This window comes from Peptococcaceae bacterium 1198_IL3148 (genome assembly GCA_036763105.1).
GTDB lineage: Bacteria > Bacillota > Desulfotomaculia > Desulfotomaculales > Desulfohalotomaculaceae > JBAIYS01.
This window is the reverse complement of the sequence record JBAIYS010000002.1, coordinates 58,644-82,795: the sequence shown is the minus strand read 5'-3', so window position 1 is coordinate 82,795 and position 24,152 is coordinate 58,644. Positions and strand designations below refer to the sequence as shown.

Sequence of the window (24,152 nt, the reverse complement as noted above, 5' to 3'; positions counted from 1 at the left end):
TTTAGTAATACATAATAATAGCAAATTTAACTAATTGGATTGCAATTACATTTATTAAATAATATAATTGTCTTGACAATTAAATATAGAGGAGATATAAAATGAACATTAACTTAGATAACAGCCTGGGTTTTATTCTTAATCGCACTAACACAAAGATGAAGAATAGTTTATTACACAGCTTTAAAGAATATGGCGTCACCCCTGAGCAATGGGCAGTTCTAAACCGTTTATGGGTGCAAGAAGGCCTTTCGCCTAAAGTTTTGGCCCAATTAACTTCAAAAGATCAACCCACCACCGTAAGAATGCTTTCAAAGTTAGAAAAAAAAGGCTATATATGGCGACAAGTTAATCCAAAAGACAATAGATCCTTTCTAATTTATCTTACCTCTGAAGGAAAACAGTTAAAAAACAAACTATATCCTCTGGCCTTTGAAGCTTTAGATAAAGCCATCAGCGGCATTAGTGAAAAGGAAATTGAGTTGGTTAAAACTGTACTTAATAAAATATATCGCAATTTAGATTCTTAAAACACTTAGGTTGACATGATTGTCAGGACAATTTTTCTTGTTCTGGAGATAAAATACTTATTTTGGGGGGATAATTATGAAAACAGATTTGGTTTTTAGACTCCCAAGCAATGCCCGAAAAAAGGCTTTCTTTGATCCGGATTGCTACCAACAAGGTGGTTATATCCTTAAAAAATTTTCAGACGGCTACAGATATTTTCCCCTTGGTAGCCAACAAACCTATGTAGTTAGAAATCCACAACTTATTGAATTAGGGCAGCATGTTTCAACATTCTATTGGTGGTCACGGCAATCAGATGTTCAAATTCAGACCAACTGTAAAATCATATCCTTCGATAGAAAACAACAAACAAAATCCTCTCATACTATATCCGATAGATTTATTAAAAAATAATATTTTATAAATGCTTAAGCACTACTTACAATATTGAATTTATAAGGAGATTACTTATGAGCGTTCAACAACCGTTGTGGACTAAAAACTTCATCTTTATATGTTTAACCAGCTTATTTTTGTTTACAAGTTTTTATTTTTTAATCCCTACACTGCCGGTATATGTTACCGATGTTTTACACGGCAATGATAGTCAGGTGGGATATATTGTCGGAGTGCTTACCATTGCCGCGGTGATCGTCCGACCAATAGCGGGTTACCTGCTGGACACTATTGGTAGAAAAAAGGTTGTGTTATTGGCATTGGCAGTCTTTGTGATCGCAACCTTTGCATATAGTTTTACCACCAGTTTGTTGCTACTTTTGGCATTAAGGGCAATTCATGGTTTCTCCTGGGGCTTTTGCTCAACCGGTACCGGAACACTGGCCAGCGATATTGTTCCTGCTACCAGAAGAGGCGAAGGCATGGGTTATTTTGGCTTAGCCGGCACTTTTGCCATGGCACTGGGTCCAATTATCAGCCTTTATATCCTGGACCAATATGGTTTTAACACTTTATTTTTGGTTGGTGCGATACTGGCAGCCATGGGTCTTTTATTTTTGTTGGGTACTAACTATGAGGAAACCTTAGCTAAGGATTATAAGGAAAACACAAAGAAAAAGCTTACTCTCAACAGTATTTTAGAACCTCGGGTCTATTCCCTGTCAGTGGTAATGTTTTTTGTTAATTTAGCCTATGGGGGCATTATGACGTTTATCACCATCTACGCCAAAGAATTAAATATTAGCAACGCCGGGCTCTTTTTCCTCATTTATGGTGTCGCGCTGCTATTTGTTAGACCATATGCCGGTAAACATTTTGATAAACACGGTCCTAATAAGATTATGTTCATCGGCTTTGTTGCTTTAGCCACAGCATTTACCATGCTTTTTGCTGCCAAGGGTTATTTATTATTTATTTTATCGGCCATTACCATGGGCGTTGGCTTTGGTATTATACAACCAACAATTCAAGCAATGGCCATCAATCGCGTTGAGCCATTTCGCAGAGGTGCTGTTAATGGCACTATCTTTACCGCCCTCGACCTAGGTATTGGGGTTGGCTCAATTATGTTAGGATTGGTATCTAATAAAATTGGGCTATCCTATATGTACTTAACATGCGGTTTAATTATTGTGATTCCCATGGCGATATTCTTTTTGAAGGACGCTAAGAGGCCAAACACACAACTTAGTTGATTTCTTTAAATTCAATTGGATTATAGTTAAATATGTCATTACCAGATCGGCAATTCTATTTAGTATATTTTCCCTTGGGCCCTGGGTCAATGGCATGGAGACTATATTAGCAAAGGCTGGGAATGTTCATGCAACCTTCCCAGCCTTTTGTTACTACATAATCTTTGTTAATCTATCTGTTTTGGTAATGCCGGGAATCCGCCCCCGTTTAGCTATTGGCTTGCCGTTAATCTCTTTCAAATCCATGGTCATGTCGATGGCACTGGCACCAGATATGTAACTGCCTACTCCAAAGGAGTCAGCTCCGGCCTCCTTCAGCAATTGTATGCGTTCCACCGTTAAACCACCGGAGATAAAAATTTTAACGTGCTGATAACCAGCTTGGTCTAATCTGGCCCGCACTTCCCTTACCAATTGTGGGGTTACACCACCCCGTTCGGATGGTGTATCCAATCGAATTCCGGCTAGGTTTTCACCCAGTGCTTCCGCCACCCGCAGCGCTTCTTCGGCTTCATCTTTAAAGGTATCCACTAAAACAATGGTGGGTGAGCCGGCGGGCATACACTGGTGGTAAGCCTTGGCAACTTCCACGGTATCACCCACAATCAAAGAAACTGCATGGGGTACAGTACCCTTGGGCTGCTGGCCCAAAAACTTGGCCCCCATAATATTGCTGGCCCCGTCGGCTCCCCCTACCAATGCCGCCCGTTCCATCACCGACGAAACCGCTGGGTGAACGTGACGGGAACCAAAACAGATCATGCCCTTATCTCCCGCCGCATCGGCGCATTCCCTGGCGGCGGTGGCCCAGCCGCTGGAGCTGGCTAAAATGCCCAGTATAGCTGTTTCATAAATGCCAAAGTCAGTGTAGCGACCAGTGATCCGCATCACCACTTCTTTAGCTCCAAAGGTTTCTCCTTCGGGTAAAGCCATTACCTCAATGGGCAGCCCGGCCAGTAGATTTTTCACCTCTTCAGTGCCACACATTACCCCTGGCCGGCTGGCAAATATTTCTGCCACCACCGTGGTATTTGTCAAATTTAGCCCTTTGAGTATTTCCATTGTCTTAACAAAATATATGTCAGTGGTATAACCCCGTTTAATTTCTTCATTATCTGCAGAAAACAGTCTACCTTCCGAGGGCATTTCCAACTCTTCTACTTCCTGCAAAGTATTGAGAGGTTTGATTTTCTCCAGGTTAAACACCCCATCATCATTGATTTTACAATTTATTATACCGCAACTGAATTGGACTTAACCAAGGGTCCGCATCAAGTTGGCCATTTCAATGGCGTTGGTGGCAACATCCCAGCCCTTGTTACCAGCCTTGGTGCCAGCCCGCTCAATTGCTTGCTCAATGGTATCGGTGGTTAATACACCAAAGATCACCGGCATACCGCTATCTAAACCAACCTTTGCTACCCCTTTGGAAACCTCCGCTGCAACATAATCAAAGTGAGGTGTATTGCCTCTAATTACCGCACCTAAAGTAATTACCGCATCATATTTATTTAATTCCACCATTTTCTTTGCTAACAAAGGAATTTCATAGGCTCCGGGTACCCAAGCCACATCAACATCCATCTCATTTACGCCGTGCCTTTTTAATGCATCTAGCGCCCCGGAAAGGAGTTTGGTAGAAATAAATTCATTAAAACGACTGACCACTATACCAATTTTTAACCCTTGTCCAATTAAATGTCCTTCAAATATTTGTGACATGATATGTTCCTCCTAAAATATTAATTTAATTTAATTTTTTTACGCACTATGTGTTTGTTATGCTTCTTTTTTCTCTAAGCCTTGTAACTTGAGCATGTGGCCCATTTTTTGTTTTTTGGTACTCAAATAAAATTGGTTATCTTCACCGGGTTGGATTTCTATCGGCACTCGGTTCATCACTTCTAAGCCGTAACCTTCTAAGCCGGCAATTTTTCTGGGGTTATTGGTCAATAGCCGAATTTTGGATAAACCCAAGTCCACTAAAATTTGCGCCCCCACTCCGTAGTCCCGCAGGTCTGCAGGAAAGCCCAAGGCTTCGTTAGCTTCCACAGTGTCGGCACCCATTTCTTGCAGTTTATAGGCCCGCATTTTGTTAATTAAACCAATGCCGCGGCCCTCTTGCCGCATATATAACAGCACCCCAACCCCTTCTCGCTCTATTTGTTGCAGCGCGGTGGCCAGTTGATCACCGCAATCGCAACGCAACGAGCCAAAGGCATCACCGGTTAAACACTCGGAGTGCACCCTAACCAGCGGTGCTTCTACGCTTTGTAAATCCCCTTTAACCAAAGCAATGTGGCCTTCGCCATCCAGCAAACTTTCGTAAGCCACCGCATTGAAGTCTCCATATTTGGTGGGCATATGCACCGTCTCTACCCGCTTAACTAACTTTTCATGGTTGCGCCGGTATTTAATCAACGCAGCCACGGTAATAATCTTTAGGCGATGTTCTTCAGCAAACTCCATCAATTCCGGCACTCTGGCCATGGTGCCATCGTCCTTCATAATTTCACAAATTACCCCGGCCGGATACAATCCCGCCAGGCGAGCCAAATCCACCGCTGCTTCGGTGTGGCCGGAACGGCGCAACACGCCACCCTCCCGGGCCCGCAATGGGAAGATGTGACCGGGCCGACGCAAATCCGTTGGTTTGGTGTTGGGGTTCAGCACATCTTTAACGGTCATTGCCCGCTCATAGGCAGAAATACCGGTGGTAGAATCTTTCCCATCAATGGAAACGGTAAAGGCGGTGCCATTGGGGTCGGTGTTGTGGGTCACCATCAGTGGCAGATCCAGTTCATCCGCCCGTTTGTTTTCGATTGGTAAGCAAATTAAACCTTTGGCGTGGGTGGCCATAAAGTTTACCACTTCTGGAGTGGCCTTTTCTGCTGCCACCACTAAGTCCCCCTCGTTTTCGCGATCTTCATCGTCCACCACAATAATCATTTTACCTTGTTTTATATCTTCAATTGCTTCTTCAACTGTGTTGAATTTATAGGTCACATTAAAACCCCCTTAATTTAATTAGAGAAACCCGTGCTTAGCTAGGAAGTCCATCGATATATTGTCTGGACTTTTAGGATCACTATTTTCTTGCCTTTGACCCATCAATTTTTCGATATATTTACCTAACACATCGCCTTCCAAATTAACTTGATCCCCTACTTTTTTCCCCCCTAATACAGTATGGTGGGCAGTGTGGGGGATTAACGACACTTGGAAAGTATCTGGAGTGTGATCCACCACCGTTAGGCTGGTGCCATCTATGGCCACCGAGCCCTTTTTAATAATATAGCGCATCACCGCCGGCGGTGCCTTAACGGTAATTAAAATGGCGATGTCATGGCGTTCTATTTTAATTATCGAACCTACCCCATCAATATGTCCGGTGACAATGTGTCCACCCAATCTGTCACCCAAACGCAATGCCCGTTCCAAGTTCACTTCACTGCCCGGTGCCAATTCTCCCAAATTACTTTTAGCCAATGTTTCCGCCATGCAGTCCGCAGTAAAGCCATCATCACTAAAGGTGGTTGCTGTCAAACAAACACCATTGACAGCAATACTGTCACCCAGTTTAATACCTTGCAACACCTTGCTGGCGTTAATATGTAACTTCGCTGAATCTGCACCTTTGGTAATGCTTCTAATGGTGCCCAGTTCCTCAACTATTCCAGTAAAGATAGTCTACCACCTCCTTGGGCAACATAACCTTCCACACAGATATCTTTGCCAAAATGGCGAATTGTTGTGCGATCTAATTTTACCGCATCTTCTAAATGTCTTATTCCTGATCCCCCCACCGCGCCGGGGGCCGCGTCGCCGCCAATTAGCATTGGGGCGATAAACCAATAAACTTTGTCCACCAAACCGCTGGTTAAAAAGGAACCGTGAACACCGGCTCCACCTTCCACCAACAAACTGGTAATTTTTCTGGCGGCCAATTGCTGCAACAGTTGATGCAAGTCCACTGTGTCTGCATCCCCACAGATTATTACTTCCGCCCCTTGGGCCTCCAAGGCTTTTATTTTGTCGACATCGGCCCCACTGGTGGTGGCAATAATTGTCTGGGCTGCTGATGCTTGATTAATTATTTTAGCATCCAGCGGCGTCCGGCATTTGCTGTCCAGAATTATCCGCACCGGATCCTTACCTTGGCCAGCAGGCAAACGAGTGGTTAAAGAGGGGTTGTCGGCCAAAACAGTGTTAATACCCACCAAAATGCCATCGTATTTGTGACGCAGGGAATGGGTATATAAGCGGGATTCAGTGCCAGTGATCCATTGGGATTCACCGATAACGGTGGCAATTTTACCATCTAAGCTGACCGCTGCCTTTAATGCCACAAAGGGTAGCTTTTTAGTGATATACTTTATAAACACTTCGTTTAATTGGGCTGCCTCCTCTGCCAGTATGCCAGAAGAAACTTCGATGCCCGCTGTTTTGAGAGAGTTTAATCCCTGGCCAGCCACTAAGGGATTGGGATCGGTCATCGCTGCCACCACCCTTTTAATCCCAGCCGCTTTAATGGCTTCGGTACATGGTGGTGTCCGCCCATAGTGGCAACAGGGCTCCAGCGTGACATAAATTGTTGCTCCTAGTGCTAAACTGCCGGCATCCTTTAGGGCATGCACCTCCGCATGGGGTGTCCCAGCCTTTTGGTGATAACCTTGGCCAACAATGCGGCCATCCTTTACCACCACTGCTCCCACCAGTGGATTAGGGCTGGTGTAACCTTCGGCTTTAGCTGCCAACTCCAGTGCTTTTTGCATAAAGAAGATATCCCTGTCAGTGTCCACTTGTTGCAACTTTTCACCCCCAAAACAAAATAAAACCCAAGAGTTTCCTCCAGGGTTTGTAAAATGGCAAAACAAATAAGCATAACTCATTAAAGCAAGTATAAGTGAAAAAAACACCACCTGCGTAATGATTTATGTTTACCTTCTCCCATCCAGACTTTAACTGTCGGCTTCGGAATTTCACCGAATCCACCCTAATAAAAGGGTTCGCGGGCTTGGAATTAAATCCTCACCGCCGGTACGGAATTACACCAGTCCCCGAAGGTTACGCTTTATTAAGTTCAACTTAATTAGATTATATTACCAGCTTTAATTAATGTCAATAATTACTTATACTATTGTATTTGTTTCAACAATTTCAGGGCAATTTTTGCACTGTTAAGGCGGCGATCTATAATATCTTTAAAAGTATAATCCTCTCTAATAAAATCTTTATATTTAACAATATCTAGCTCATCGGCCTCCGTTAAATCTTTCCGCAACTGTGAATTGAGAAAATTAACAAAGAATACCAAGTCAGCTTTAAATTTTAACTCGTCACCTTCATCTAAGTTTTTTTGTTGCCGCTGCAATAAAACCAGTTTATCTATCAATGTTGTATCAAAAATATCATAAGAGTTTTCCATATGTGTACACCTCCACAGTTATTAAAATGCCCACTGTACAGCATTTATATCTTTAAGTTACAAGGGAAATTTTACTACTTACCACTGTAGCTGTCAACAAATATCACTCTGCAAGGCAAAAACAGGTACCATCAAAACTAGATGATACCTGTTTAGTTAAACTAGTTTAACCACTCTTCTACTTTGTCCTTATTCTCTTCCACCCACTGCTTAGCAGCCTCTTCTGGATCCATACCGTCTTGAATTTTCAGCATCACTGCTTCCATATCCGCTGGGGTCCAGTAGAACTTGTCCAAGAAATTATATAATTCTTCATCGTCATCCTTTAAACCTTTGCGTACAATGGTGTCAATTTGTTCAGCTTCGCCATATACGCCTTTAGGATCTTCTAGGTATTTTAAATCAAATTTTGCAAACTTCCAGTGGGGTGTCCAACCGGTAACTGCAATTGCCCTTTCCTCTTTTATCGCACTGGTTAACTCAGCAGCCATGGCAGCACTACTGCTGGTTTGCAAATTAAAGTCCAGCCCATACTCTGCAATGGCTTTTTCTGTGGCATTAACCACACCGGCACCGGGCTCAATGCCCACAATTTTACCTTCAAACTGATCTTTAACACTATTTAACTCTTCAATGGAATTTATCTCCACATAGCTAGGTACCACCAAACCAATTTTGGCATCTTCTAGGTTAGGCCCTAAGTTTTCCACATCCCCTTCCACCTGGGCATAGTAATCGGCGTGGGTGGCAGGTAGCCATGCTGATACGATGGCATCAAAGTCACCGCGTTTAATACCTTGCCACATAATGGCGGCATCCACTGCAGTGGCTTCTACTTCATAGCCCATTTTACTTTCTAACACCTCTTTAACCACATGGGTGCTGGCCACTTCGGAATCCCATTCCACATAGCCCAATTTGACTGTACCCTTATTGTCCGCTGCCTGCTTTTCGGCGTCACCTTGCTTATCATTGCCGCCACAAGCTACCAAGGCCACTGTCATCAACAATACTGTGGCCAGTAACGCTAATAATTTAGTAAATTTCCTCAAGTTTTCTCTCCCCCTAAACTTAATATTATGTTCTCGGCTTACCAGCAATATTTTGGGTAATGCGGTCAAGGATAATGGCGATAATGACAATGGAAAGTCCAGCCTCAAATCCCATGCCCACATCCAAACGCTGGATACCGCGCAACACCATGCCACCCAGTCCACCAACACCAACCATAGCGGCAATTACCACCATGGACAGGGCCAACAAAATACATTGGTTAACCCCAGTCATAATTGTTGGCAATGCCAAAGGAAGTTGTACTTTAAATAATTTTTGCCTTTCGGTAGAGCCAAAGGCCTCCGCTGCTTCCACTAACTCCTTGGGTACTTGGCGAATGCCTAAGCCCGTTAATTTAATGGCCGGCGGCATGGCAAACACCACCGTCGCAATCAAGCCTGGCACCTCGCCAATTCTAAACAGAATTACCACCGGTACTAGATATACAAAGGGCGGCATTGTCTGCATTAAATCCAAAACTGGCATCACTATTCTGTGCACCCACTCTTTGCGAGCAGTTAAAATACCTAAGGGTATACTCACCAGCAAAGATAAAAAGGTTGCTATTAACACCAAGGCAATGGTCTCCATGGCTGGTTGCCACATGCCAATATTCCAAATTAAAAGCAAGCCCAATATCGAACCAATGGCTATTTTGTTGCCAGCTAGACGCCAAGCAATTAAAGCCACTAGAGCAATGAAAATAAAGGGATGTAAAAATATCAAAAGGTCGGTAAAATTGCCCACCATGAACTCAACCACATCGGTGATCAAATCAAACAGCCAGCCAAAATATATATCTAAAAAATCTACAAACCATTCCACAGCTCCGCCAATAGGTATTTTAGGCATCTCCATTATTGTCCCCCCCTTTTCTCATCATGCCTGCCAGCACAGCCCCACGCACAATCACGCCCATTAATTTGCCATCGTCATTAACCACTGCCACTGGATATCTAGAGTCCGCCAGCAGAGGAATGACATCGTTTAAGTTAGTATCTGGCGTCACTTGGGGTACATCGGGGACAATTAATCTGGTAATGTCGTTATTGCCATTTACCACCGCATCGACACAGCAATCAGCTGTTACAATACCTAAAAGTTTTCTATCTTTAGCGGTAACAAAAATACTGGATATACCGTTATCCCGCATCATCCGCAAGGCTAATCGCGGTCCATGCTTAATAGTAATGGTAGCCTCGGGCTTTTTCATTACCCCTTCAGCAGTCAGCACTTTGGTCATGTCCACGTCTTCTACAAAGCGCTCCACGTAATCATTGGCTGGATTGGTAAGGATTTCCTCCGGCGTACCTATTTGCACGATGGAGCCATCTTTCATCAACATAATGCGATCACCAAGTTTTAAAGCCTCGTCCAAATCGTGGGAGACAAAAATAATGGTTTTATTCATCTGGCTTTGAATGGACAGCAGTTCATCCTGCATGTCCTTACGAATAAGTGGATCTAGCGCACTAAAGGCTTCGTCCATCAATAAAATATCCGGATCACTGGCCAAGGCCCGGGCCAACCCCACCCGCTGTTGCATACCACCGGAAAGTTGATCTGGTCGCGAGTCTTCCCTTCCCTTGAGGCCCACCAATTCCAGAGCTTCTGCGGCCTTCTCCAGTCTTGTCTTTTCATCCATTCCTTGAATTTCCAGGCCATAGGCTGCATTCTCTAACACCGTACGGTGGGGGAATAAAGCAAAGTTTTGAAACACCATGCCCAGCTTTTGGCGTCTTATATAGCGCAACCGCTCATCATTTGCTTTGGCAACGTCCTCACCATCAATTAAAATTTGTCCACTGGTGGGATTAATTAAGCGATTTAAACAACGCAGTAGTGTTGATTTACCACTGCCGGACAAGCCCATGATTACGAAAGTCTCGCCGGTGTCCACTTCAAAATTAGCATTATATACGCCCACCGTTTGTTTGGTTTTAGCAAAAATTTCATCTTTGTCTTTGCCTTCCTTAATCATTTGCAAGGCCTTTTTAGGATTATCACCAAAAATTTTAACTAGATCTTTAACCACTAATTTTTTCATCTACTTAATACCTTCCTTTAATATCTCTACTGCTTCTTTGGATATACCTATAGCATTTTGTAATTGGTTTTGCTTTATACGGAACAAATTTGTCTCTATATAAAAACAAAAAAAACCCTCATAGGGGTTTCCATATTTTTACAGAATAGAAAGGTGCAAAAATACAATAATTAATTAACATTAATCATTTAGAACGGTCCCCTACAACGCTGACGAGGTTAGCTGACGGGTTCGGGCCGCAAGGTTTAGCCCTACCAGCGAAAGCACTGGATTAACCCCAATAAATGGTTCCCCCGTTTTTCATAGAAGAAAATTAAGCGTTTAAGATTATTCCTCATCGGAATTCATTATAATTGAATGCAATAAACAAATTTTAATTTATATTCCAGTATGGAATACATTATAACAAATATGCTCCCGGAATGTCCAGGAGCATATAACCAGCCATCAAGATATATAATGGAATTACTTGGATTCTTCTGCCTTTACAAAGGTGTCAGTGCCAGATGCTCCGCATGACGGGCATTTTCTTGGCTTACAACGTCCCTCCTTGGTTTCACCACATTGGGAGCATTTCCAAACTGCCATTTAACTCACCTCCTAAAAAACGAATTATGAATTAGGAATTTTAAATTAAACTAGCCATTCATAATTCATAATTCATAATTTAAGCAAGATATCTATTTTACGGCCTTTCTCAAATCATTTACCGCCTGTCCAATATTGTTGCTACCAAATATCGCCGAGCCAGCCACCAGCACATCAGCACCGGCATCCACCACTGTAGCAATGGTGTTTACATTTACACCGCCATCCACTTGGATTTCAGTGGCTAAGCCTTGGCTGTCAATCATCTGCCGCAATTGTTTGATTTTCGGCAGCACCTGGGGAATAAATTTCTGACCACCAAAGCCGGGATTAACCGACATCACCAACACTAAATCCAACAGCGGCAAGACATATTCCAGAGCACTGACTGGGGTTGCTGGATTTAAGGCTACCCCGGCTTTAGCACCCATTTCCTTTATTTGTGTCACCACCCGGTGCAAGTGGGTACTGGCCTCGGCATGTACCGTCACTAAATCGGCACCGGCCTTGATAAAGTCAGCCACATATTTTTCCGGCTCCACAATCATCAGATGGGCATCAAACACCATCCGTGAATGAGGACGCAGTGCTTTGACCACCAACGGTCCGATGGTAATATTGGGGACAAACCTACCATCCATCACATCAATATGTAAATACTCCGCTCCGGCTGCTTCCACCGCCCGCACATCGGCAGCCAAGTTGGCAAAATCGGCTGACAGTATTGAAGGTGCTAGTTTAACCATTGTTAATATCTCCCTTCCCGTTCCTTTAATTCATTGTAATATTGTAAATAGCTATGGTATCTTCTGGCATTAATAATTCCCTCTTCCACTGCCCCTTTAACGGCACAATCTGGTTCTTGGGTATGACTACAGCTGTTAAAACGGCAACGGGAAGCATATTGGGCAATTTCCGGAAAGTAGTTGATCAATTCCACCGCCGGTATTTCTGGCAGATAGAGGCTGGAAAATCCCGGCGTATCTGCCACCAAGCCGCCGAAGGCCAAAGGCAAAAGTTCCACATGACGGGTGGTGTGTTTACCCCGTTTTAATTTATGACTAATTTCACCGGTTTGCAATTGCAAGCCCGGTTGAACAGCATTAAGCAGGCTGGACTTACCCACCCCTGAGGGGCCGGCAAATACCGAAACTTTATGAGCTAAGATTTTTCTTAACTCCTCTATTCCTAAGTCCTTTTTAGTACTGGTGGTTAGCACCGAATAACCTGCTTGGCGATAAATTTCCAGCCAGGACGGTTCGGTGGCCGCCAACAAATCAATTTTGTTTAAACATATCACTGGTTTTACCCCTGCTCCCTCGGCCATCAGCAAAAACTTATCTAGCAAGTCTAAATTAGGTTCGGGATTTTGCACCGCAAAGGTAATCACCGCTTGATCAACATTGGCTATCGATGGGCGAACCAATTGGTTGCGCCTGCCCAGCACCTCATAAACAACGCCGGTGTCACTGCCGGCGGGCTTTACTCTGACATAATCACCCACCAGCACATTTACTTTATCGATGCGGAATTTGCCCCGCAAGCGACATACCCACTGTTTATTACCCTCTTGGACATAGTAATAACCGCTATAGGCTTTAACAACTATGCCTTCGATCATAAAGTTACCTCCGCCCTATAGTACCTTTTGTTGTCGCAGTTCGTTATCAATATATACTCTGATTGTGGCACGGCCATAAAATTCAATATTCTCGTAAACCACTTCACCCGGTGCATGTTTTTTAACATACACATCCTGTTCTCCCCGGGCATCCGAAACATTTATTCTTAATTGATGTTCTTTATCATCGTCGTCAATCTCGACGGTAATGCCGGCACTGCGTTTAGCGGGTCCCGGACCTTCACTGACAACCACCGACACCCCTTCTCCCTCTGTTATCTCCGCTCCGGGTTCAGGTTTTTGACTAATTACATAACCTTGCATATACTCATCGCTGGCTTGGGTTAAAGTGGGTTCATCCAAAATTAAATTTAACTCTGCCACCTTTTGCTCCGCCTGACTTAGGGGCAGACCAACCAAGGTGGGCATCGGATGTACTTTTGGTTCAGCACCTTTACTAACCTCAAGGGCCACTTTGGTTCCTTTGGGGTATTCTCCAGGCCCCGGATCCTGGTCCACCACTAACCCCGCTTCATATTTATCACTAAATACTTCTTCCTCGGTATATTCAAAATCTAGATTTTGTAATGCCAGCCTAACCTCGGATATGGGCAGCCCCATGACATCAGGAAGCTTAGCCATTTCCGGTCCCAAACTGACAGTTAACGTTACCACCCGCCCCTGTTTGGCTTTAGCATCGGGCTCTGGGTCTTGGGAGATAACCGTCCCCTTTTCCGCTTCATTTTTAACTTCTTTCACTTGGGCCTCCAGACCCACTTTGGTTAGAGCATCCCGGGCTTCCTGTTCGGTATACCCCAACACGTTCGGGACGGTTATTTCCGGTACGTTTATATACTTATAAAAGGCAAACAGCACGCCACTAAGCAGACTTAAGATAAGCAAAGAGGCAATTAACACAATCTTCCTTGTATCGGCCTTGGGTTTAGCCTTTGCCGGCGGCGGCTTCCCATTAACCCCTTCCCGGGGAACACTTTCCTTTGCCTTTGCAATGGCGCTACCAGGCAACACCTGGGTGGCAAAATCATCATTTAAATCGGCAGTATAATCCAATTGTTGCAGATCTTGCTTAAACTGTTTGGCGGTTTGGTATCTTCGGGCCGGATCCTTTTCCATTGCCTTGATAACCACCCGTTCCAAGTATTTGGGAATATCAGGCTTAATCTCACTGGGCAGTGGCGGCTGTTCTTGAATATGTTTTAACGCCACCGCCACCGCGCCATCGCCTTTGAATGGCAGCTGACCGGTGAGCATTTCGTAAAGTACTACCCCTAATGAATAAATATCCGATTGTGCCCCGGGGGTATCGCCATTTGCTTGCTCCGGTGAAATATAATGTACCGAACCCAAGACAGTTTCAGTATTAGATATTGTACCGGTTGCCGCCTCAAAGGCAATACCAAAGTCTGTCAATTTTACCCGCTGATTGTGGGCAATTAAAATATTTTGTGGCTTTACATCCCGGTGTACAATGCCATTGTCGTGGGCATGTTGCAGAGCGTCACAAATTTGCATCACAATGTTGACAATGGTTGGCAGATCCAAATTTTGGTTATGCTTAATATAATTTTTTAAATTGTCGCCATCCACATATTCCATAACCAAATATTGAGTATCATTTTCTTGCCCCACATCGTGGATGTTAACAATATTAGGGTGGGACAAGCGAGCAACTGCTTGGGCTTCCCGGCGAAAGCGTCGGACGAAATCAGAGTCCGAAACATACTCCGCCCGCAAGATTTTTACCGTCACCAAGCGGTTCAAAAAATTATCCCGGGCTTTATAAACAATGGCCATGCCACCGCCGCCCAATTGCTCTAATATTTCATAACGGTTTCCTAAAAGCTTGCCAATCATATCTAGCCACTCACCTCAATGCCTCTAATATCATCTGTTGCGCAATCGGCGCTGCCACAGTCCCACCGGAACCACCATTTTCAACTATTACGGCCAACGCAATCTGTGGATCATGGGCTGGTGCAAAACCAATAAACCATGCATGGGGTTGCCCTTGTTGATTTTCTGCCGTGCCAGTTTTACCAGCCACAGATATACCGCTGATGGCAGCAGTTTTACCAGTGCCTCTCTCCACAACACCCACCATTCCTTGGTTGACAAAACGGGCAATGTCTTCAGTAGTCACCTGCTTTAATATTTGAGGCTGATGCTGCATCGTCGTCTCACCCGTGGGAGCAATTATTTCTTGAACCAAATAGGGTTGCATCAGTATGCCATTGTTAGCAATGGTTGAGGCCACCATGGCCATTTGTAGCGGACTAACCAATAGTTCGCCCTGACCAATGGCTGCTTCTGCCAGTTCTTGCTTTTCTATGTTGTCATCATTTGTTATTGTACTGGGTCTGACATCTATTGGTAAATCAAAATCGCTGTTAAAACCGAAATCCCCCAGCGCTGTTTCTAGCTTAGTTTTGCCCAAAGAGACACCCAATTGGCCAAAGGTGGTATTACAAGAAACCACCAGTGCTTGGGTTAAATCAACTTGGCCATGGACACCATTATCCGCAAGTTTAACTCCATTCTGTTCCAAATAACCTGGACAGTTAAATTTGCCTGTGGCCAATTGATTATCCGCCTCCAGAGCGGCCACTGCAATGGCCGGCTTTATCACCGAACCCGGTGGGTAAGCCCCTTGAAAGGCTCTGTTTAATAGCGGTGATTGTTGATTGTTCACCAGGCTGTCCCACTGGGTTTCTAAATTATTAGGGTCAAAGGATGGATAGGAAGCTGCGGTCAATATCGCTCCGGTGCGGGGATTAACCGCCACCACCGCCCCGGGTTTGCCAGTCTGGGCCAGCAACTTTACAGCCAAATGCTGTAACTCACCATCTATGGTCAGCACCAAATCTTCGCCCACCGGTTGTTCCCCGGTGACCTGGCGCATTAGATTCAAAAACTTACCTTCGCTGGTCAAACCCAATAGTTCCCTGTTATAAGCCCCCTCCAACCCAGCACTGCCATATTTGATTGAGGTGTATCCCAACAGATGGGCGGTTTTTTCTGCCAACGGGTAATGGCGCAACCCACTTTCATCATCCCATCTGGTTTCAGCTAATATATTACCTTGGTTGTCTAATATCGCACCCCGGTGAATTTTACTCATTTCTTCTGTCAACCGATAGTTTTTGGGGTGAGATGCCAACTCAGGACCGGTTTTTAACTGGATATAAGATAGATAAAGTATTAATAAGATCAAAATTCCCAGCAGAAAGATACCTAACTTACGAATATTATTTCTCATGTTCTAATCCTGCCTTATGAGAAATATTTAATATCAGGCCCAGGATAATAAAATTTGCCACCAATGAACTACCACCATAGCTGACATAGGGCAGTGTCACCCCAGTTAAGGGCAACAATTTAATTACCCCTGCCACAATAATAAAGGCTTGCAAACCCATCAGCGCCGTTAATCCTGCCGCCACTAATGCAGAAAACTCATCTTTAGCAGCCATGGCGGTTTTTAAACCGCGATAAACAAAGATAATAAATAATATAATTAGGCCACAACCACCCAGTAAGCCCATTTCCTCACAGACAGCGGCAAAAATGAAGTCGGTGTGCACCGCTGGAATCAAATCAGGAGATCCCGCACCTAGGCCACTACCGAAAACGCCACCACTGCCAATGGCAAATAATGACTGAATTAATTGATAACCCGAAGTTTCAAAATATGGCCAAGGATCTAGCCAAATGTTAACTCTGGCCTGCACATGGTCGAAGAGTTGGTAACTGGCAAAACCACTAAGCAAAAAAGCAACCAGGCCAAACAACACATAAAAGATTCTGGCGGTGGCAGCATAAATCATGGCCAAAAAGGTACAAAAATAAATCAAAGCAGTACCCAAGTCCCTCTGAAACACCAAAATAATTAAGGCTACTCCCCACATGGCCACCAATGGCCCCCATTCTCTCGGGCCGGGAAGGGGAATCCCCAACCAAGTGGCGGTGCCAGCTGTTAATATGCGGCGGTTTTCGGCTAAAAATGCCGCCAGAAACAGTACCAACAATATTTTCACAAACTCTGAGGTCTGAATTTGGAAACCGGCAAATCCTAACCAACTGCGGGCGCCATACTGCTCCACCCCAAAGAAAATCGGCAATATTAATGCCACTACCCCTAACAAAGCATAAATATAGGTATACTCAGATAACCGATGATAATTGCGAAACAGTGTAGTGACAATAATCAGCACTGTCAAGGCCACCAACAACCAAATAAATTGTCGAAAGGCATAATCTGGTTTTAAGCGCATTAAGAAAATTAATCCAATGGAAGTTAAACCGAAGACAATGGGCAATATATAACAATCCGCCTTAAAACCAGTGATTTGCCAAATATAACTTAGCAACATAAAAGCCACAAAGGCCCCCAACAGCACAGTGACACTTTTAATGTTGGCGGTCATGTCATCTTTATCGCCACCCAGCAATAAAACCACTGCTGCCAGTAATAAAAAGAGACCATTGTAAAATATTAATCTTCTTTCTTCCAACCTTAAACCAGCAGTACCGAACATCGGTAGCCTCCTAAATTTCAATTAAAATAATGGTGATATTATCTGTACCGCCTTGACTTAAGGCGGCGTCCGCCAATTGTTTCACCGCCCGCTGGGGATCTTGGGTGGTAGCTACCGTTTTTAAAATATCGCTACGGGTAAGATGGTTAGTCAATCCATCTGTGCACAGCATTAATTGATCGCGAGCCTGCAGCGGCACTTGGTAAATATCCGCATCTACATTGGGTGAAACCCCGATGGCTTGGGTAAGTACATTCCTTCGGGGATGCACCTGGGCCAGTTCCTCGCTGATACTACCATTTTTGACTAATTCCCCCACCAGTGAATGATCGTCAGTCACCTGTTTAATGGTGTTATCTCTGATTAAATATGCCCTGCTATCACCCACATGGGCCACCATAGCCAAATCATCTTTGATTAAGCAGGCGGTGATGGTGGTACCCATGCCCTGCAAGCTATTATCTTGACAAGACATTTCATAGATATATTGATTAACTTTAGTTATGGTTTCCTTTAATTTTTCTGCCAAGTCATTGGAATAACTCAGTGCCAACCTCAGTTGCTTTTCCAAATAAGTCAATGCCTGTTTGCTGGCCACCTCGCCAGCCCGGTGACCGCCCATACCATCAGCAACCACAAATAATCCTATGTCAGGACAAATTAGTAGGTTATCTTCATTATTAGGCCTGACTAAACCGGTCTCAGTAATCTGGCCCCATTTCATAAGCCCACCTCACAAACTGAAAACTAACTCCGCCAACTCTGATTCTGTCTCCGTCCGCAATGGCAGTGGCTTTGTCAATTTTAATTTCGTTTAAATAAGTGCCATTTAAACTGCCTAAGTCCTCTAACCAGTATTGATGATCGCGATAGGTGATTTGTGCGTGCTTGGCAGAAACAAAATTATCCTGTATCTTGATATCGCTGTTGTTAGTCCTGCCAAACAACGTTTTATTTCCCAACGGAATTTGGGTATCCGGTTCCAGTTGCTCATCACTGCTGAACAGCACCACTAAAGCGGCGCCATCTCCACCGGGTGAGCCTAATTGAATAGCCGTTTCCTCCGGTGGTCGACGCAAATCCGCTAGGATGGCTAGCGTTAGTTTGAATAAGAATAAATAAAACATTGCCAGAAAGCAATAGCGCAGTATCAGCAGCACCACATCTATCATACCGGATCCACCTTAAAGGTACATACAGTGGTGCCGAATACGATGGTATCACCAGATTTCAACACCTTTTGACTTATCCTGACGTCATTTACATACGTACCATTGGTGCTGTTTAAGTCGGTCAAAACATAAGTGTCATCCTTCACTTCTATTTGGGCGTGTATTCGAGAGACACTGGGATCTTTCAACACAATATCGTTTAATTCCCGACGACCAATGTCAATTTGCTGACTGTTGAGAATAAAAAACTTACCGGCATCGCGGCCAGCTTCCACAGTTAACCGAGCTGGAGTCACATCGGGCTTCGGTAGTGGTGCCGTTTCCTTGATCGGCTTAAACATCTGGGTGTGCTCCACCTCTGCTTCATCCACCACCGGTTGCTCTTTGCGAAGCGATTCTAAATTCACCGGTACTGCTTCACCAAAGTTTGCCTTAACCACAATATTGCCCGCAGCGGTTTCTTCATTTTTTTCTACCGTCACCAGTGGTTGACCCACCAGGGTAAAACCCTTTTCTTCTGCCTTTTGCAGCAAATAATCCTGTAATTCCAAGGACAGTAGTTGGTTAAAGGCACCAATACTCTCCCAGTCCTCGGGATGCAAAATAACGGTATATTCATTGGGTACATAGGTATTGCTGACGCTGATCCGCCGATTATTGCGCATTTCCCTGGCCAATTGCTTAGCAATTTCCACCGGCTGTACCCTGCTTTTAAATTTATCCTTAAAAAATCCTTCGATATATTTTTCAAGATTACCTTCCAATCCTGAAAAGAGGCCCACACTCTTCACCTCTTTAATAACTTATTTATGCTGGGGGTTGGTACTGACCCGCCTGCGCAATTGGCCACAGGCAGCATCTATATCGGCCCCCATCTCTTTTCTAACGGTGGCAGTGACACCGTGTCTTTCCAAGTTTTTTTGAAATTGCATAATTTGCGGGGAAGCGGTGCGTTCAAAACCACGTTCCTTAACCGGGTTGATAGGAATTAAATTGACGTGACACAGCATCCCCTTGAGCAACTGCCCCAACTCATCGGCATGGGTAACACCATCGTTGACCCCCTTCATCAGTGAGTATTCAAAGGTAATTCTTCTGCCGGTAATCTCTACATACTCTTTACAGGCAGGAATTAACTGCGAAAGCGGGTAGCGCCGGTTAATGGGCATAATCTGGTTGCGCAACTGATCATTGGGGGCATGCAATGACACCGCCAGCGTAATGGCCATTTTTTCTTGGGCCAATTTTTTAATACCCGGCACAATGCCACAAGTGCTTAGGGTCAAATGGCGGTAACTGATATTCAAGCCATAGGGTTCGGCAATATTGCGGATAAATTTGATTGTCTGTTCATAGTTATCCAGTGGTTCTCCAGACCCCATTAATACCACATGGCTTACCCGCTCTTGACTATCCCTTTGGATGGCCAACACTTGATCGTATATTTCGCCACTGCTCAGGTTACGCACCACTCCGGCAATTGTAGAAGCACAAAAACGGCAACCCATCCGACAACCAACCTGAGTGGAAACGCAGGCAGATCGGCCATAGGAATGCCGCATTAGCACACTTTCAACCGCTTCACCATCGGGATAACCAAATAAGTATTTTACTGTGTCGCCACTGGATGCCGTTTGTCTAGCCAGCACCTCCAGGCCACCTAAATAAGCAACATCTTGCAGTTTCTGGCGTAAACCTTTGCCAATATTAGTCATCTGGTCAAAATCGGTAACCCCATGCTGCAGTATCCATTGACAAATTTGTTTCGCTCTGAATTTTTGTTCTCCTAAATCTACAATCAATGCTTCCATCTCTTGCAAATTTAAATCCCTCAGGTTTAGCTTGGCCATAATACCGCCTCTTAAAATTAATTTATTATTCTACAGCTTATGACTTAATCCTCTTTTTCGCATACGGGCTAAAAAGAAACCGTCCATACCGTGCACATGGGGTAGCAATTGAACATAACCTTTGGCTATATCTGGCTCGTTGGCCATATTGGCTGGCAATAACGGTGTTAAGTCCTCTAAAATGAATTCGTCATGTTCCTTTAAAAAGGATTTGACCTGCCCCAAATTTTCTTCATAGGTAATGGTACAGGTACTGTAGACCAACACCCCACCTGGCCGCACACATTTACTGACACTTTCCAACATTTCCCGTTGCAATTTAACAATTGCCGGAATTTGGTAAGCCTCTTTACGCCACCGGGCATCAGGTCTGCGGCGCAATACCCCTAATCCGGAACAAGGGGCATCCAGCAATACATAGTCTGCCCAATTGTGTAAATCAGCAGCTATTTCTCGGCTATCGCCCACGCTTACTTTGACATTGGTAATGCCCAACCTGCGACAATTCTCTTCAATCAACTTTAGTTTATGCGGATGAATATCAAAGGATAATATCAAACCGGTGTTTTCCATCAATTGAGCAATATGGGTGGACTTACCACCGGGGGCCGCCGCCGCATCAATTACCCGGGAACCATGGGCTGGGTTGAGAGCATGACCCACTAACATTGAGCTTTCATCCTGTATTTGAAACAACCCCTGTTGAAAGGCTTCCAAATGACGGAAAGATAAAAAACCATCTATTTTTAAGCCTTCGGAAACGTATTTAGTCTTTTGCACCTTTACGCCCTCAGCTTGCAACAGGTTAATTAAAGCTTCCCGACTGATGCGCAGCGTATTGGTACGGATGGTGTTTGGGGGCGTCAGATTGTTAGCCTTGCAGAGCTCTATGGTCTGCTCAACCCCATATTCCTTTAACCATCTTTCCACCATCCAGCGAGGATGCGAATATTTTAACGCCACATGGCTTACCGGATCACTCTCAATATCGGGATAGTCTAAGTTGTCTAGGTTGCGGGTAATATTGCGCAGCACGCCATTGACAAACTTAACCACCCCAGGATTGGCATATTTTTTGGCCAATTCCACTGATTCATTGCAGGCGGCCGCCGCCGGGACTTTATCCATATAGATTAATTGGTATGTACCAATGCGTAAAATATTTCTTACCCAAACCGTTTGTGACGCCAATGGTTGCTGTAGAAACCGTGATATCACCCAATCCAGAGTATTCATGGTGCGCAATGAGCCATAGACAATTTCTGTGGCAAAGGCCCGATCAAGCTTTTCTGGTTTATATTTTTCCAGCACTCTATTTAAAGCTAAATTAGCATAGGCGCCCTCTTCCTCAACTGATTTTAACGCCATTAAAGCCATTTCCCTAGCATTTACATTGGACATGATTTTTCCACCTTTAAATTTCTTCTGCGGATAAAAAATATCTTATCGCTTCTTCTAGTCTCGGTACCGATATTTGGGTATTAAAGCAAGGACCAAAGGGTCGATCATTTAACACTCCCAACACCGGTATGGGGGTAGAATCTTGAATACCACTGACCAAATCCCGTTCGCAAGCAATGGCCACTATCGCTTTTGGTCGGTATTCCTTAACATATTTGCGGGCCAGCGTACCGCCGGTGGCCAAACCGATATTAACACCATACCGTTCCCGCACCGCCAAAAGTTTATCCACCGGACAACCGCCACATCTTTTACAGTTGTTGATGTTAGTGGTAATTTTGTGTGGGCAACTGCTCTTTTGCAAACAATGGGGAGCCAATACCAACAGTTGTTCTGGTTTTAAACTAAATTCCTTAGTCCGCACCAACTGGTTATTGACCTCAATAAAGGAACTTTTTATTTTGTCGGTATTAATGTTAAAGACGTGCCCCAAGCCAATTACCACCGGAAACAGTAAACTCATGGCCACCCTCATCAATGGTTGCAGTGGGGTAATGGTCTTAGCCAACCAAATGGTCAAAACAATACCACCAATGCCAAAGGCCACCGCCACCAGTGTTATTAATATACTACCAATTAATAGCACCAATAATACCTGTTGTAACACAGTTGTGGGATGGGACATCAAATACCATAATAAGATAGCCAGTCCCAAAACTGCAATTACACTGACGGCCAACAGGCCAATAAACAGTCTTTTTTTCGCTTGGGGTTTATTAACTGCTGATTCGGTAATCATGTTGTGCTCCACCTCTAAACTCCCAGTTTGATACCGGGGGTCAACTTTTTCCCGCAGAGAAACTCTCGGGCACTGAGCCTTTTACCACCTTGCAACTGCAGTTCTGTCAACGCCAACAGGCCCTCACCGGTTTGGACCACCACCTGGTTGTCTTTCACACTAACAACGGTCCCTGGTTGTTCTCCACCATTTCCTGGCACCAACTCTGCCCGCCATAATTTTAACACTTTACCTGCCAAAGTGGTATAGCTACCGGGCCAAGGGTTTAGTCCATGGATATGATTTTTTATTGCTACCGCAGACCGTTGCCATTGAATTAGCTCATGTTCTTTTTTAAGCATCGGTGCGTAGCAAGCCTCGGCATCCTTTTGGGGTATCCGCGGCGCTTTGCCCTGGGCAATCAGTTGTAACGTTTCGGCCAAAAGCGTTGCTCCCATCGTGGCCAACCGATCATGAAGTGTCCCCACTGTGTCCGCATCTGTGATATCGGTGGCAGCGGAGAGAATCATATCCCCGGTATCCATACCCTCATTCATATACATGGTGGTAACACCAGTTTGCTGTTCCCCGTTAATTATAGCCCAATGAATTGGCGCCGAGCCCCGATACTTAGGCAGCAACGAAGCATGCACATTGACACAGCCCAATGGAGGTAAGTGCAAAATTTCCGGCGGCAATATTTTGCCATAGGCCACCACCACTATCAATTGGGGATTGAATTCTTTTAATAATGCCATGAATTCCGGTGTCTTGATTGTTTCTGGCTGATATACCGGTATTCCCATGGCCTCTGCCGTCACCTTTACCGGTGGTGGTTGCAATTTTTTGCCCCGCCCCTTGGGACGATCGGGCTGAGTGACCACACCCACCACCTGGTGATTGTGTTCAACAATGGCTTCTAAACAGGGTACTGCAAAATCCGGTGTCCCCATGTAGATAATACGCATTATATTTTACTCTTCCTTCCTAATGTTTTTGGCCTTGTCAATAAACAAAATGCCTTCCAAATGGTCTATTTCATGTTGAAAGGCCCGGGCCAAATATCCTTTAGCTTTATATTGCACTTCCTGGCCATCCCGATTTAAAGCTTTAACGATCACCGCACTGGCCCTTGACACTTCGCCAATGATGCCGGGAATGGATAAGCAGCCTTCGTAATCAGTCTCCACGCCGCTACCTTCGATAATCTCAGGGTTAATCAGCTCAATTAACCCTTCACCAATATCTACCACCACTACCCGTTTGGAAATACCAATTTGCGGAGCTGCTAAACCCACTCCTTTACTGGCATACATGGTATCCCGCATGTTATCAAGTAACTTTATAATGTTAGGTGTAATTTTCGGCACCGTCGCTGCCTTTTCACGCAGGATGGGGTCACCGTTTTTCACCACTTCATACACCGCCATGTTAATTACCTCCTGTTGGTTCACAAAATTATTAGTAGTTAAATTTTCCGTTAACGTTCTTGCAAA

Annotated in this window: 26 protein-coding genes and 2 riboswitches; of the genes, 3 read left to right on the top strand and 23 right to left on the bottom strand. The window is 44.5% G+C overall.

The features are described 5' to 3' along the window. Positions 1-101 precede the first annotated feature (101 nt). From V6C27_02310 to V6C27_02300, 3 genes are all read left to right on the top strand, one after another. On the top strand, positions 102-530 hold the full coding sequence (locus tag V6C27_02310; GenBank protein MEG6615261.1) for a MarR family transcriptional regulator: 429 nt from the start codon (positions 102-104) through the stop codon (positions 528-530). 76 nt (positions 531-606) lie between these two features. Continuing rightward, positions 607-924 carry a hypothetical protein gene (locus V6C27_02305; protein MEG6615260.1) on the top strand — a complete coding sequence of 106 codons (318 nt, stop codon included), beginning with the start codon at positions 607-609 and terminating at the stop codon, positions 922-924. A gap of 56 nt (positions 925-980) precedes the next feature. Continuing rightward, entirely contained in the window at positions 981-2,162 is a 1,182-nt protein-coding gene (locus V6C27_02300) for an MFS transporter (protein ID MEG6615259.1), read from the top strand. A 153-nt stretch (positions 2,163-2,315) separates the two neighbouring features. On the opposite strand, the gene V6C27_02295 is transcribed toward V6C27_02300, so the two are convergent. From V6C27_02295 to def, 23 genes are all read right to left on the bottom strand, one after another. Further along, positions 2,316-3,332: a nicotinate phosphoribosyltransferase gene (locus V6C27_02295; protein ID MEG6615258.1), complete on the bottom strand. Its 1,017-nt coding sequence runs from the start codon at positions 3,330-3,332 to the stop codon at positions 2,316-2,318. Positions 3,333-3,416: 84 nt separating this feature from the next. Beyond that, complete coding sequence (gene ribE / locus V6C27_02290) at positions 3,417-3,884, bottom strand: 6,7-dimethyl-8-ribityllumazine synthase (GenBank protein MEG6615257.1); 468 nt, start codon at positions 3,882-3,884, stop codon at positions 3,417-3,419. Positions 3,885-3,941: 57 nt separating this feature from the next. Next, positions 3,942-5,168 carry a bifunctional 3,4-dihydroxy-2-butanone-4-phosphate synthase/GTP cyclohydrolase II gene (locus V6C27_02285; protein MEG6615256.1) on the bottom strand — a complete coding sequence of 409 codons (1,227 nt, stop codon included), beginning with the start codon at positions 5,166-5,168 and terminating at the stop codon, positions 3,942-3,944. Positions 5,169-5,189: 21 nt separating this feature from the next. Continuing rightward, positions 5,190-5,849, bottom strand: a complete 660-nt coding sequence (locus V6C27_02280; protein ID MEG6615255.1) for a riboflavin synthase — start codon at positions 5,847-5,849, stop codon at positions 5,190-5,192. Beyond that, complete coding sequence (ribD, locus tag V6C27_02275; GenBank protein ID MEG6615254.1) at positions 5,834-6,937, bottom strand: bifunctional diaminohydroxyphosphoribosylaminopyrimidine deaminase/5-amino-6-(5-phosphoribosylamino)uracil reductase RibD; 1,104 nt, start codon at positions 6,935-6,937, stop codon at positions 5,834-5,836. The genes V6C27_02280 and ribD overlap by 16 nt, the downstream gene beginning before the upstream one ends. 163 nt (positions 6,938-7,100) lie before the next feature. After that, a riboswitch (FMN riboswitch) is annotated at positions 7,101-7,234 on the bottom strand. 65 nt (positions 7,235-7,299) lie between these two features. Further along, a complete protein-coding gene (locus V6C27_02270) occupies positions 7,300-7,590 on the bottom strand; it encodes a hypothetical protein (GenBank protein ID MEG6615253.1) in 291 nt (96 codons plus the stop codon). A gap of 161 nt (positions 7,591-7,751) precedes the next feature. Next, complete coding sequence (locus V6C27_02265; protein ID MEG6615252.1) at positions 7,752-8,642, bottom strand: glycine betaine ABC transporter substrate-binding protein; 891 nt, start codon at positions 8,640-8,642, stop codon at positions 7,752-7,754. Between the two features lie 25 nt (positions 8,643-8,667). After that, positions 8,668-9,495: a proline/glycine betaine ABC transporter permease gene (locus tag V6C27_02260; protein ID MEG6615251.1), complete on the bottom strand. Its 828-nt coding sequence runs from the start codon at positions 9,493-9,495 to the stop codon at positions 8,668-8,670. Continuing rightward, complete coding sequence (locus V6C27_02255; protein ID MEG6615250.1) at positions 9,488-10,690, bottom strand: glycine betaine/L-proline ABC transporter ATP-binding protein; 1,203 nt, start codon at positions 10,688-10,690, stop codon at positions 9,488-9,490. Before V6C27_02255 ends, V6C27_02260 begins: the two co-directional genes overlap by 8 nt. Before the next feature lie 192 nt (positions 10,691-10,882). Then, positions 10,883-11,020, bottom strand: a riboswitch (cyclic di-AMP (ydaO/yuaA leader). Between the two features lie 135 nt (positions 11,021-11,155). Then, a complete protein-coding gene (locus tag V6C27_02250) occupies positions 11,156-11,278 on the bottom strand; it encodes a hypothetical protein (protein ID MEG6615249.1) in 123 nt (40 codons plus the stop codon). A 92-nt stretch (positions 11,279-11,370) separates the two neighbouring features. Next, the gene (gene rpe, locus V6C27_02245; protein ID MEG6615248.1) at positions 11,371-12,024 is read right to left on the bottom strand and encodes a ribulose-phosphate 3-epimerase; all 654 of its coding nucleotides are present in this window, start codon (positions 12,022-12,024) and stop codon (positions 11,371-11,373) included. Between the two features lie 2 nt (positions 12,025-12,026). Then, complete coding sequence (rsgA, locus tag V6C27_02240; protein MEG6615247.1) at positions 12,027-12,899, bottom strand: ribosome small subunit-dependent GTPase A; 873 nt, start codon at positions 12,897-12,899, stop codon at positions 12,027-12,029. A 15-nt stretch (positions 12,900-12,914) separates the two neighbouring features. Continuing rightward, on the bottom strand, positions 12,915-14,774 hold the full coding sequence (gene pknB, locus V6C27_02235; protein ID MEG6615246.1) for a Stk1 family PASTA domain-containing Ser/Thr kinase: 1,860 nt from the start codon (positions 14,772-14,774) through the stop codon (positions 12,915-12,917). Positions 14,775-14,784: 10 nt separating this feature from the next. Then, a complete protein-coding gene (locus tag V6C27_02230; GenBank protein MEG6615245.1) occupies positions 14,785-16,176 on the bottom strand; it encodes a penicillin-binding transpeptidase domain-containing protein in 1,392 nt (463 codons plus the stop codon). After that, positions 16,166-17,455 carry an FtsW/RodA/SpoVE family cell cycle protein gene (locus V6C27_02225; GenBank protein ID MEG6615244.1) on the bottom strand — a complete coding sequence of 430 codons (1,290 nt, stop codon included), beginning with the start codon at positions 17,453-17,455 and terminating at the stop codon, positions 16,166-16,168. The genes V6C27_02230 and V6C27_02225 overlap by 11 nt, the downstream gene beginning before the upstream one ends. A 10-nt stretch (positions 17,456-17,465) precedes the next feature. Beyond that, positions 17,466-18,179, bottom strand: a complete 714-nt coding sequence (locus V6C27_02220; protein ID MEG6615243.1) for a Stp1/IreP family PP2C-type Ser/Thr phosphatase — start codon at positions 18,177-18,179, stop codon at positions 17,466-17,468. After that, positions 18,157-18,627, bottom strand: coding sequence for an FHA domain-containing protein (locus V6C27_02215; protein MEG6615242.1), 471 nt, complete (start codon positions 18,625-18,627; stop codon positions 18,157-18,159). Before V6C27_02215 ends, V6C27_02220 begins: the two co-directional genes overlap by 23 nt. Next, a complete protein-coding gene (locus V6C27_02210) occupies positions 18,624-19,409 on the bottom strand; it encodes a DUF3662 and FHA domain-containing protein (protein MEG6615241.1) in 786 nt (261 codons plus the stop codon). Before V6C27_02210 ends, V6C27_02215 begins: the two co-directional genes overlap by 4 nt. Before the next feature lie 21 nt (positions 19,410-19,430). Beyond that, positions 19,431-20,480: a 23S rRNA (adenine(2503)-C(2))-methyltransferase RlmN gene (rlmN, locus tag V6C27_02205; GenBank protein ID MEG6615240.1), complete on the bottom strand. Its 1,050-nt coding sequence runs from the start codon at positions 20,478-20,480 to the stop codon at positions 19,431-19,433. A gap of 27 nt (positions 20,481-20,507) precedes the next feature. Further along, positions 20,508-21,878 carry a 16S rRNA (cytosine(967)-C(5))-methyltransferase RsmB gene (rsmB, locus tag V6C27_02200; protein MEG6615239.1) on the bottom strand — a complete coding sequence of 457 codons (1,371 nt, stop codon included), beginning with the start codon at positions 21,876-21,878 and terminating at the stop codon, positions 20,508-20,510. 13 nt (positions 21,879-21,891) lie between these two features. Further along, on the bottom strand, positions 21,892-22,677 hold the full coding sequence (locus V6C27_02195) for a DUF116 domain-containing protein (protein MEG6615238.1): 786 nt from the start codon (positions 22,675-22,677) through the stop codon (positions 21,892-21,894). A 14-nt stretch (positions 22,678-22,691) separates the two neighbouring features. Then, entirely contained in the window at positions 22,692-23,624 is a 933-nt protein-coding gene (gene fmt, locus V6C27_02190; protein MEG6615237.1) for a methionyl-tRNA formyltransferase, read from the bottom strand. Between the two features lie 6 nt (positions 23,625-23,630). Beyond that, positions 23,631-24,086 carry a peptide deformylase gene (gene def / locus V6C27_02185; protein MEG6615236.1) on the bottom strand — a complete coding sequence of 152 codons (456 nt, stop codon included), beginning with the start codon at positions 24,084-24,086 and terminating at the stop codon, positions 23,631-23,633. Positions 24,087-24,152: the final 66 nt, after the last annotated feature.

Coding starts and splice junctions, on each gene's coding strand:
- V6C27_02310 (MEG6615261.1), top strand. CDS start 102: ATGAACATTAACTTAGATAACAGCCTGGGTTTTATTCTTAATCGCACT.
- V6C27_02305 (MEG6615260.1), top strand. CDS start 607: ATGAAAACAGATTTGGTTTTTAGACTCCCAAGCAATGCCCGAAAAAAG.
- V6C27_02300 (MEG6615259.1), top strand. CDS start 981: ATGAGCGTTCAACAACCGTTGTGGACTAAAAACTTCATCTTTATATGT.
- ribE (MEG6615257.1), bottom strand. CDS start 3,884: ATGTCACAAATATTTGAAGGACATTTAATTGGACAAGGGTTAAAAATT.
- ribD (MEG6615254.1), bottom strand. CDS start 6,937: ATGCAAAAAGCACTGGAGTTGGCAGCTAAAGCCGAAGGTTACACCAGC.
- V6C27_02270 (MEG6615253.1), bottom strand. CDS start 7,590: ATGGAAAACTCTTATGATATTTTTGATACAACATTGATAGATAAACTG.
- V6C27_02260 (MEG6615251.1), bottom strand. CDS start 9,495: ATGCCTAAAATACCTATTGGCGGAGCTGTGGAATGGTTTGTAGATTTT.
- V6C27_02255 (MEG6615250.1), bottom strand. CDS start 10,690: ATGAAAAAATTAGTGGTTAAAGATCTAGTTAAAATTTTTGGTGATAAT.
- V6C27_02250 (MEG6615249.1), bottom strand. CDS start 11,278: ATGGCAGTTTGGAAATGCTCCCAATGTGGTGAAACCAAGGAGGGACGT.
- rpe (MEG6615248.1), bottom strand. CDS start 12,024: ATGGTTAAACTAGCACCTTCAATACTGTCAGCCGATTTTGCCAACTTG.
- rsgA (MEG6615247.1), bottom strand. CDS start 12,899: ATGATCGAAGGCATAGTTGTTAAAGCCTATAGCGGTTATTACTATGTC.
- pknB (MEG6615246.1), bottom strand. CDS start 14,774: ATGATTGGCAAGCTTTTAGGAAACCGTTATGAAATATTAGAGCAATTG.
- V6C27_02230 (MEG6615245.1), bottom strand. CDS start 16,176: ATGAGAAATAATATTCGTAAGTTAGGTATCTTTCTGCTGGGAATTTTG.
- V6C27_02225 (MEG6615244.1), bottom strand. CDS start 17,455: ATGTTCGGTACTGCTGGTTTAAGGTTGGAAGAAAGAAGATTAATATTT.
- V6C27_02220 (MEG6615243.1), bottom strand. CDS start 18,179: ATGAAATGGGGCCAGATTACTGAGACCGGTTTAGTCAGGCCTAATAAT.
- V6C27_02215 (MEG6615242.1), bottom strand. CDS start 18,627: ATGATAGATGTGGTGCTGCTGATACTGCGCTATTGCTTTCTGGCAATG.
- rsmB (MEG6615239.1), bottom strand. CDS start 21,878: ATGTCCAATGTAAATGCTAGGGAAATGGCTTTAATGGCGTTAAAATCA.
- V6C27_02195 (MEG6615238.1), bottom strand. CDS start 22,677: ATGATTACCGAATCAGCAGTTAATAAACCCCAAGCGAAAAAAAGACTG.
- fmt (MEG6615237.1), bottom strand. CDS start 23,624: ATGCGTATTATCTACATGGGGACACCGGATTTTGCAGTACCCTGTTTA.
- def (MEG6615236.1), bottom strand. CDS start 24,086: ATGGCGGTGTATGAAGTGGTGAAAAACGGTGACCCCATCCTGCGTGAA.